The sequence below is a fragment of the Nocardia higoensis NBRC 100133 genome, from assembly GCF_000308595.1.
GTDB classification, from domain to species: domain Bacteria; phylum Actinomycetota; class Actinomycetes; order Mycobacteriales; family Mycobacteriaceae; genus Nocardia; species Nocardia higoensis.
This window is the reverse complement of sequence record NZ_BAGA01000049.1, coordinates 1-8714: the sequence shown is the minus strand read 5'-3', so window position 1 is coordinate 8714 and position 8714 is coordinate 1. Positions and strand designations below refer to the sequence as shown.

The 8714-nt window shown below is 72.5% G+C and carries 6 protein-coding genes and 1 pseudogene; 4 read left to right on the top strand and 3 right to left on the bottom strand.

Annotation, left to right across the window (positions count from 1 at the left end; genetic code table 11):
- Positions 1 to 116: 116 nt before the first annotated feature.
- Positions 117 to 845 (top strand): AAA family ATPase, encoded by a 729-nt coding sequence (locus tag ON26_RS06280; RefSeq protein WP_245545746.1) that lies wholly within the window; start codon positions 117 to 119, stop codon positions 843 to 845.
- A gap of 31 nt (positions 846 to 876) precedes the next feature.
- On the opposite strand, the gene ON26_RS06275 is transcribed toward ON26_RS06280, so the two are convergent.
- On the bottom strand, positions 877 to 1839 hold the full coding sequence (locus ON26_RS06275; protein ID WP_040795035.1) for a diacylglycerol kinase family protein: 963 nt from the start codon (positions 1837 to 1839) through the stop codon (positions 877 to 879).
- The gene (locus tag ON26_RS06270) at positions 1836 to 3413 is read right to left on the bottom strand and encodes an FAD-binding oxidoreductase (RefSeq protein WP_040795034.1); all 1578 of its coding nucleotides are present in this window, start codon (positions 3411 to 3413) and stop codon (positions 1836 to 1838) included. Before ON26_RS06270 ends, ON26_RS06275 begins: the two co-directional genes overlap by 4 nt.
- Positions 3414 to 3544: 131 nt before the next feature.
- On the opposite strand from ON26_RS06270, the gene ON26_RS06265 reads away from it, so the two are divergent.
- Both ON26_RS06265 and ON26_RS06260 read left to right on the top strand, forming a co-directional pair.
- Positions 3545 to 4150 carry a TetR/AcrR family transcriptional regulator gene (locus ON26_RS06265; protein ID WP_040795033.1) on the top strand — a complete coding sequence of 202 codons (606 nt, stop codon included), beginning with the start codon at positions 3545 to 3547 and terminating at the stop codon, positions 4148 to 4150.
- An 83-nt stretch (positions 4151 to 4233) separates the two neighbouring features.
- Positions 4234 to 5796: a glycerol-3-phosphate dehydrogenase/oxidase gene (locus ON26_RS06260; protein WP_040795032.1), complete on the top strand. Its 1563-nt coding sequence runs from the start codon at positions 4234 to 4236 to the stop codon at positions 5794 to 5796.
- Positions 5797 to 5814: 18 nt separating this feature from the next.
- On the opposite strand, the gene ON26_RS06255 is transcribed toward ON26_RS06260, so the two are convergent.
- On the bottom strand, positions 5815 to 6279 hold the full coding sequence (locus ON26_RS06255) for a GNAT family N-acetyltransferase (RefSeq protein ID WP_083883787.1): 465 nt from the start codon (positions 6277 to 6279) through the stop codon (positions 5815 to 5817).
- A 390-nt stretch (positions 6280 to 6669) separates the two neighbouring features.
- Here ON26_RS06255 and ON26_RS06250 point away from each other — a divergent pair.
- Positions 6670 to 8714: pseudogene (locus ON26_RS06250) on the top strand (hypothetical protein); the annotation flags it as partial.

Genomic DNA, 8714 nt, shown 5'->3' with positions numbered 1-8714 from the left:
CTTCCGGTCCGAGACGCGCGAAAACTGTTGATAGGTTCCGCACATATCCCAATTGCTCTGGCAATTCAGGGTTTTCCCTGTTGCCGAATCGGCCGGCGATGAGGAATCTGGAAGAGGTGAACCCCCCGCTCGACGTGCCAGCCCTGCACTCCCCCGCCCCGCGAGCCACGCTCGGCGGACGGGTGGCACTGACCCCCTCCGGCGTCCACGACCTGCGCGGCGAGGACCTCTCGGCCGGCCCGGGAACGAGCGAGCAGGCCGATCCCGGCGCGATCGCCCGATTGCGCTATCCCCCGACCGCCGCCCTGGTGTTCGCCGGTGTGCCGGGCGCGGGCAAGAGTACGGCCCTGCTGCGGCTGTTCGGGTCGGGCGCGACCGAGTCGCACCCGCCGACCGGCCCGGACGGCCGGATCGTCATCGACTCCCAGCACGCGCGCAATCGCTGGACGCCGCGGCTGCACCGGCTGCCGTATCCCCTGTGGCGACCGGTCGTGCAGTTCGCGCACTACGCGACCATCCGCCGGGCGCTGCGCACCGCGGCCGGGCCGGTGATCATCCACGACTGCGGAACCTTCCGCTGGAGCCGCGCACTGATCGCCCGCTGGGCCCGCGCGCATCGGCGCAGCCTGCACATCGTCATGATCGATGTGCCGCCGACGGTCGCCAGGGCCGGTCAGGCGCAACGCGGCAGGCGCAGCAGCGGCCTGTTCTTCGATCTGCACTGCCGGCGGTGGGCCGAGCTGGTCGGCGCGGTCACCGACTCCGTGCCCGCCAGGGCGGCCTCGGTGATCATCGCCGATCGCACGGCGATCAACCGGCTCTCGGCGATCGGCTTCGACGCCTGAGTCGCCGCTCGCCGCCGGGCGGGCCCGGAGGTCAGGGCACCAGCACGGTCAGTGCGCCCGGTACCGCGCGCAGCGTCACCGGCAGCGTTCCGGCGGGTTCGCCATCGGCTGTCGCGGGTGCGCCCGGTGAGGTCAACGTGACTGCGGTGACGCGATAACGGGTGACGGCGGGGTGATCGACCCGCTTGCCCGCCGACAGTGCGGGCAGCAAGCGCAACATCGACGACCGCGATACCCGGCCGACGACGGTGACGTCGAGGTACCCGTCGTCCATCTCGGCGTCCGCGCAGATCAGCATGCCGCCGCCGTAGGTGCGGGTGTTGCCGACCGCGACCATGACGGCCTCGGTCTCCACCACGGTGTCGGCGGGCGGATTGTCCAGCGCGCCCACCGCGACGCCGGACAGTTCGATCCGATACGGCAGGCCGATCCCCGCGGTGATCTCCGCCAGTGCCGCGAAGGTGTAGCGCAACGGCCCCCTGGGCCAGCGCATCTCGTTGGCGCGCAGCGTCACTCGCGCGTCGAATCCGGTACCCGCCACGGTGGCGAACCACATCGGCGGGCCGGACCCGGCGGCCGGGATGATCTGCCCGAGATCCATGATCCGGGTGCGCCCGCCCAGCACCACGCCGATCGCCGCGGCGGTGTCGTCGGTGGGCACGCCGAGTTCGCGGGCCAGGTCGTTACCGGTGCCGCTGGGGACCAGGCCGAGCGGGACCCCCGATCGGGCGAGCGCCTCGAGCAACGCACAGGCCAGGCCGTCGCCGCCGACGCTGACCACCGCGTCGGGCCGGGTGGATCGCCCGGCCAGCGCCGTGCGGACCTGCCGCACCGCGTCCGCCGCCGATGTCGCGTGGACCTCGGTGACCGCGACACCCGCCGCGGCCAGTCCGGCGAGCGCGACATCGGCCGTATCCCGTCCCCGGCCGTGCCCGGCCTGCCGGTTGGCCACGACCAGCACCGAACGGGGAGCCGGGAACTCGCGCGCGCTCATCGGATCAGCTTGCCGGGATTGAGGATGCCGACGGGGTCGACTTCGCGTTTGATCGCGGCGAGCACCCGGACGCCGAGTTCACCGATCTCGTCGGGTAGCCAGGCCCGGTGATCCGCGCCGACGGCGTGATGGTGAGTGATGGTGCCGCCTGCCCGGACGATGGCTTCGCTCGCCGCGCGCTTGGCACGCGTCCACTGCTCGATCGGCGCCGCGAGCGCCTTGGCGACGACGGTGAAATACAGCGACGCACCGGTCGGATAGGTGTGCGAGATGTGGCACATGACCAGCGGCGGCGTGCCCTGGCCCGTGAGCGACTCGGTGAGCGCGCCGGTCACCGCGGACTTCAGTTCGGCGATGTTCGACCAGGTCGTCGCGGTCTCGAGGGTTTCGCACAGCACTCCCACGTCCAGCAGGGCGTCTCGCAGATACGGCGCGGCGAAGCGTCCCTGCTCCCACTGTCGCGCCGGTTCCGGCCCGAGATCACGCCCGCCCGCCGCGCGCAGCAGATCGCCGGCCAGGGCGCTGCGGACGGCCATCACCTCGGCGCGGCCCTCGAAGGTGGTGACGGCCAGGCAGCCGTGTACCGGCTCGCCACCGATATCCGCGGAGCGGGCCAGATTCAGCCCGGTCTCGGCTTCGTCGGACAGGCGCAGCACGGTCGGCGCCGCGCCGGACTGCACGATGGTGCGCAGGGCGACCGCCCCGGTGGCGAAGTCGGGAAACGACCAGGCTTGATGGACAACGGTTTCCGGCAGCGGATGCACCCGCACGGTGACCTCGGTGATGACGCCGAGCACCCCTTCCGAACCGAGGAAGACCTCGCGCAGATCCGGTCCGGCGGCCGAGGCGGGGGCGCGGCCGAGGTCGAGTTCTCCGCTCGGCGTGGCGATCCGCAGCCGCTGCACCATGTCGTCGAAGCGCCCGTAGCCCGCCGATGCCTGGCCCGAGGAGCGGGTGGCGGCGAATCCGCCGATCGTGGCGTATTCGAAGCTCTGCGGGTAGTGCCCGAGCGAGAAGCCGTGGGCGGCGAGCAACTCTTCCGCGCGCGGCCCGGTGACACCCGCCCCCAGCGTCGCGGTGCCGCTGACGGCGTCCAGGGCGAGCAGGGCGTCGAGCCTGCGCAGATCCAGCGCCACGACCAGCCGGAAGCGGCCCCGTATCGGATCCAGACCGCCGACGACGCTGGTGCCGCCACCGAAGGGCACCACGGCGATGCCGCGTGCGGCGCAGTGTTCCAGCACGGCGACGACCTCGTCGTGATCGGCGGGGAAGACGACAGCGTCGGGGGCGTCCTGCGGTCCCTCGGCGCGGCGGCGCAGCAGGTCGAGCGCGCTCTTGCCGCCCGCGTGCCGGAGCCGGTCGCCGTGCTCGACGCTGATGCCACCGGCACCCACCACCGCGGCCAGGCCGCCACGGTCGTCGTCGGTCAGCGCCGACGGACGCAGTGGCACGTCGCCCTCATCGCGGCGCGCCACCGCATCGCCGGAGACACCGAACACCTGCCGCAGCAGGCCGCGGATCTGTTCCGGCAGCGGCTTGTGCCCCGCCGGATCACCCCAGGCGTCCCACACCATACTCGCCGCTCGCGCGGTCGGGCCGGGATTCGTGGCGGGGGTCGGGTCCGCTGCTGTGTCCTGGATCTCACCCATGCGTTACAGTCTTACATAGAATGTCAAGCAGTAAGCAAACGACGTCCAGGTGGTGAGTGCTTGTGCCAGATGCCGATTCATCCGCGCCGTCCGCGATCGACGTGGCGATCTTCGACGCGGCGCGAGCCTGCGTCGCCGAGTTCGGAGTCCGGCGCACCACACTCACCGAGGTGGCGCGCCGCGCGGGCGTGAGCAGGCCGACGGTGTATCGGCGCTGGCCCGATACCGGCTCGCTGGTGGCCGAACTGCTCGTGCGCGAACTGCGCGAGATCCTGGTCTCCACCACCCCCGAGGGCGGCCACGCCCGGGCCAGGCTGGTCGGCTCGGTCGTCTCCGGCGCGGCGACCGTTCGATCGAACCCGTTGTTCGCCAAGATCTTCCGCACCGACACCGACCTCATGCTCACCTATGTCTTCGGCAGGCTCGGCCGCAATCAGCGCGCGCTGACCGAACTGTTCGCCGCGGGCATCCGCGAGGGTCAGCGCGACGGGTCCGTCCGTGACGGCGAGCCGATCCAGCTCGCGGCCATGCTGCTGCTCATCGCCCAGTCGGCGGTGCAGTCGGCCGGCATGGTGTCGAGCCTGCTCCCGCCCACCGAACTCGATGTCGAATTGGGCAGGGCCCTGGACGGCTACCTCCGGCCCGCCGCGAGCGACGCGTGATGCCCGGTCCCGGCGGCACCCCTCCGGGCCGGCGAACAGCAACCCGTCGAACGGCAGCGAGCGCCGTTCAGGAAGGCAGTGCGATGGCGAACACAGTGCGTTCCCGGGGCGATTCGGCGCTGAACGCCGAGCGGCGGACGCGGGAGCTGCATGAGCTCGGTGATCTCGGCACGGTCGATGTACTTGTCGTCGGCGGTGGGGTGACGGGTGCGGGCACCGCTCTCGACGCGGCATCGCGCGGCTTGCGGACGGTGCTGGTCGAGCGGCGCGATCTGGCGTTCGGCACCAGCCGGTGGAGTTCCAAGCTGGTGCACGGCGGCCTGCGGTACCTGGCGAGCGGCAAGGTCGGCATCGCCCGCGAGAGTGCGGTGGAGCGCGGGATCCTGATCGAATCGGTGGCGCCGCATCTGGTGCGCCCGCTGCCGCAGCTGGTACCCCTGCTGCCCGGGATCGGCCGGTCCAAGGAGGCGATGATCCGCGCCGGCTTCGTGGCCGGCGACGCCCTGCGCCGTAGTGCGGGCACCTCGGTGGCGACGCTGCCGCGTTCGCGTCGGGTGGCGGCCGCCGAGGCGCTGCGACTGGCGCCGACCGTGCGCCGCGCGGGCCTGCGCGGCGGCCTGCAGGCATGGGACGGGCAACTGGTGGACGACGCTCGGCTGGTGGTCGCGCTGGCACGCACGGCCGCTGCCGAAGGTGCGCTCGTGCTCACCAGAGTGGCCGCCGCATCGATCTCCGGCGACGGCGCCGTCCTCACCGACACGCTGACCGGCGAATCGCTCACCGTGCGCGCGAGAGCCGTCGTCAACGCGACCGGCGTGTGGGCCGACCAACTCGACCCGAGCATCGAACTGCGGCCGAGCCGGGGCACCCACCTGGTCTTCGACGCCGCGGCCTTCGGAGGGCTGAGCGCCTCGCTGACGGTGCCCGTGCCCGGCAGCGTCGGGCGGTTCGTCTTCGCGCTGCCCGCCGCGCACGGCCGCGTCTACCTCGGTCTCACCGACGAGGACGCTCCCGGGCCGGTGCCCGACGAACCCGAACCCACCGAAGCCGAGATCGATTTCCTGCTCGACACGGTCAACCCGGCCCTGCGCGCACCGCTGACCCGCGCCGACATCAGGGGCCGGTTCGCCGGACTGCGCCCGCTGCTGCGCACCGACGACGGCAGCACCGCCGACATCTCCCGCGAGCACGCCGTCCTGCACTCCCCGACCGGCGTGTTCACCGTGGTCGGCGGCAAGCTCACCACCTACCGGCGCATGGCCCAGGATGTCGTCGACGCCGCCGTCGCCGCGACCGCACTGCCCGCGACGCCGTGCCGAACCCGGTCATTGCCGCTGGTCGGAGCGGTGTCCGGCGCGGCACGCGATCGCATCCCGGCGCCCCCGATCCTCATCGAGCGCTACGGCTGCGAGGCCACGACCGTGCTCGCCCTGGCAGACAGCGATCCCGCCCTGGGTACCCCGGTGGCTCCCGGAATGGATGTACTCGGCGCCGAGTTCGCCTTCGCCCGCACTCACGAACTCGCCCTCACCAGCGACGATCTGCTCGATCGGCGCAGCAGGATCGGTCTCGTCGCCGACGACCGGGCCGCCGCGCTCGCGGCCGCGGAATCGGCGATCGCCGAACCACGCGCCGGCGGGCACTGATCCGCCGGGGCGGCCGGCTCATTCCCGATCGGTCGGCCACCGCGGGTCGGGACCCCAGCTCCAGGAGGCGACCTCCGCGCGCATGCAGGTGCGCGGCCAGCGCTCCAGACCGTGCGCGGCTTCGGCGGCGCACACCGCTCGCAGGCCGGGAGTCTGTTCGTCGCCGGGTACCGGACGGAAGCCGAGCCGGGCGTAATACGGGCCGTTCCAGGGGACTTCGGTGAAGGTGGTGAGTGTGACGGCGGTCAGGCCGCGCGCGCGAGCCCATCCGACAAGATGGTCGATCAGCTGTTTCCCCAGCCTGCGCCCCCGCAACTCCGGCCGCACCGACACCTGGTCGATGTGGGCGTTGCCGTCGACGATGTCGGCGACGAGATAGGCGACGGGCACTCCGCCGTCGTCGACGACCCAGGCCCGGCCCGCCCGGATATAGCCTCGCAATACCTCCGGGCTCGGTGGTTCGTCTTCGGCTATTTCGATCATTCCCAGCTGGGCGAACGGTTCTCCGGCGTCACGCTCGATTTTCCGGAGAACCGGAATATCGGCTTCGACTGCCTCCCTGACACATGCCACCCGTCCAGTGTGGTCGGTGTCCGGCCCGCGCCCAACCGGATATGCGAGGAATATCCCGGTGGTGATTTCACCGGGGCCCCGGCAACCGGTGACCGGAAACACGATCCGCACCCGACATTGGTAGGCGGACGCTATCGCCGCGTCGGGCGAAATGCGCTGAGCCGTCGGTAATTTCCAGGGCAAGCGGTCCGGAATGTGACGATCGGAGTGCGGAATGAGCGATCTTCTCCGCCGGGCGACCCGGTGCCGCGAAATTCACTATCCTGGACCGCGTTGAGGCGCGGAAAAGGAGGTTGCCGGGTGGCTAAGACCCCGTCGACGGTTGGCATCGCACCTGGTGCGGGACTGGTCGCACGCTTCGGGACGGCGGTGGTGTATCTGGCCGAGACGGATTCCGCGGAACTGATTCTCGATGCCGTCGAAGCCGAAGCCGACGGCGACGGCGAGTGCCCAGGCGCCGCCATCGCCCGGCGCCTGGCCGGCGTGGTCTTCGGCGGCGGCACGGAACCACCGGCCTTCGGCGTGGTCGCGCCCACCGAGGACGGCACCGTCATCCTCCTGCGCGGCAAGATCACCGCGCAGATCCTCGGCGCGGAGGGGCCGCGCTCGCTGTCCGGCGCCCGCGCATTCACCTGGGTGGACGAGATCGTCCGCGAACCGGTGCGCCGCATCCGCGTCGGCGACGACAACGGCAGGCCGTTGAGCGTGCACCCGGCCACCGATCTCCGCGCGGGCGTCGTCACCGGCTCCGGCTTCGAACTACGCGTCGGCGTCCGCCGGACGGGATCGGCGCGCGACCGCGGCGAGACGGCCGACACCGCGGCCTCGGCCTCGAACGCCACCGCCCCCGCGGCCACCGCTATGGCCTCGGCGTCGGCCGCGACCGGCACGGGGTCCGCGGCGTCGCCTCGCACCGAGGGGCCGAACGGGTCGGCGCCCGATGCCCGCTCGCCTCGTTCTGCCGCAACGGCCTCCCCGCTGACGCATTCCGCGGCGCCGGAGTCGGCGGGACTTCGGTCGACGAGCCCGGTCTCCGGAACACCAGGAGCTGCTGCCGGGGCGACGCCCCCTGCAGCCACCACTCCCCCCGCAACGAGTTCGGCATCGGCGGACTCGGCCGCCGGGGTACGCGCCACCGAGGCGGCAACTGCGCGGTCCACGGGCGCGGGCTCGGCAACTGCCGCGTCCGCAGCGCAGAACGAGCTTCCGTCGACCCCCGAGACTTCGCCGCGGGCATCTTCCGCATCCACGGATACCGCCGCACGTACGGGGCCGACCGCCCCTGCCCCGGCAACGCCCGGGTCAGCCGGCGCGGTCTCGACGCACTCGGCATCGGCCGCATCCACACCGGCAAGGTCCGGCTCGGCCACCGGGTCGGCGACGCCTGGGCAGGCTTCCGGCTCGGCGACCTCCGGTAGCCCTGCCCCTGCCGGGTCGGCAACCAGTGGCACAGCTTCCGGCGCTCCGTCACCGGAGCCCGCCGCCACGGCGGTGAAGCCGGAATCCCGCGCCGCGGAGCCGGGTACACCGGAGGCGAAGTCCGCAGAGGCCACGCCCGCGATGTCCGGGTCCGCCGAAACAGGTTCCGCCGAACCGGAATCCGGGCAGGCGGAGGTCACCGGCGTGAAGTCCGCGGAGGTGGAGGTCAAGTCGCCGGCCGCGGCCGATTCCGACGCCGAGCGCACCGAGGAGCCGCTCGCCTCGGCCGACTCGGCACGCTCGGTGCGGTCGGCATCGAGTTTCCTCGGCGCCAAGGGTGATTCGCAGGGATCCGGACGCGGGCAGGATCCGTCCAGCGCCGCCTCGACCAGCTCTTCGGCGCCTCGTCCGCTGCGGGCCTTCGCGACGGCGAACGGACCGGGTACCGACACACCGAGTTCACCGGTATCGGCCACCCGGGGCGCACCCGACCCGACAGCCGTGCGGCCGTCGCCCGCGTCGGATTCCGCGAGCTGGCTGACCACGCCGGAAGCCGACGACGACGCGGCCGCTTCGGCAGGGCCAGCCACGGCGACCGCGAACGCCGCGTCCTCCGGCACGGCGACGCCGGCACGAACCACCGACAAGAAGCCGGTGGCCGACAGCGACGCGACCTCGAACGCCGCCACCGCGGGTCCGGGCGCCCGTGCCGTCGTCCCGGGCAACTCGATCCCGTCGTCGACCGGCGGACCTCGCCAGAGCACACCGAACAGCACCGGCGGCGCGCTTGCGACCGCAGCGCCCGATACCCACGGCTCCCGCCCCACCGCGGCGCCCGGCACCGGCAGCCCCCGCACGACCGCCACGGATGCCGAGTGGTCAAGGGCCACGGGCTCCGGCAGCTCGACCGGCGACCCCGGGCCCGG

Coding starts and splice junctions, on each gene's coding strand:
- ON26_RS06275 (WP_040795035.1), bottom strand. CDS start 1,839: ATGAGCGCGCGCGAGTTCCCGGCTCCCCGTTCGGTGCTGGTCGTGGCC.
- ON26_RS06270 (WP_040795034.1), bottom strand. CDS start 3,413: ATGGTGTGGGACGCCTGGGGTGATCCGGCGGGGCACAAGCCGCTGCCG.
- ON26_RS06260 (WP_040795032.1), top strand. CDS start 4,234: ATGGCGAACACAGTGCGTTCCCGGGGCGATTCGGCGCTGAACGCCGAG.
- ON26_RS06255 (WP_083883787.1), bottom strand. CDS start 6,279: ATGATCGAAATAGCCGAAGACGAACCACCGAGCCCGGAGGTATTGCGA.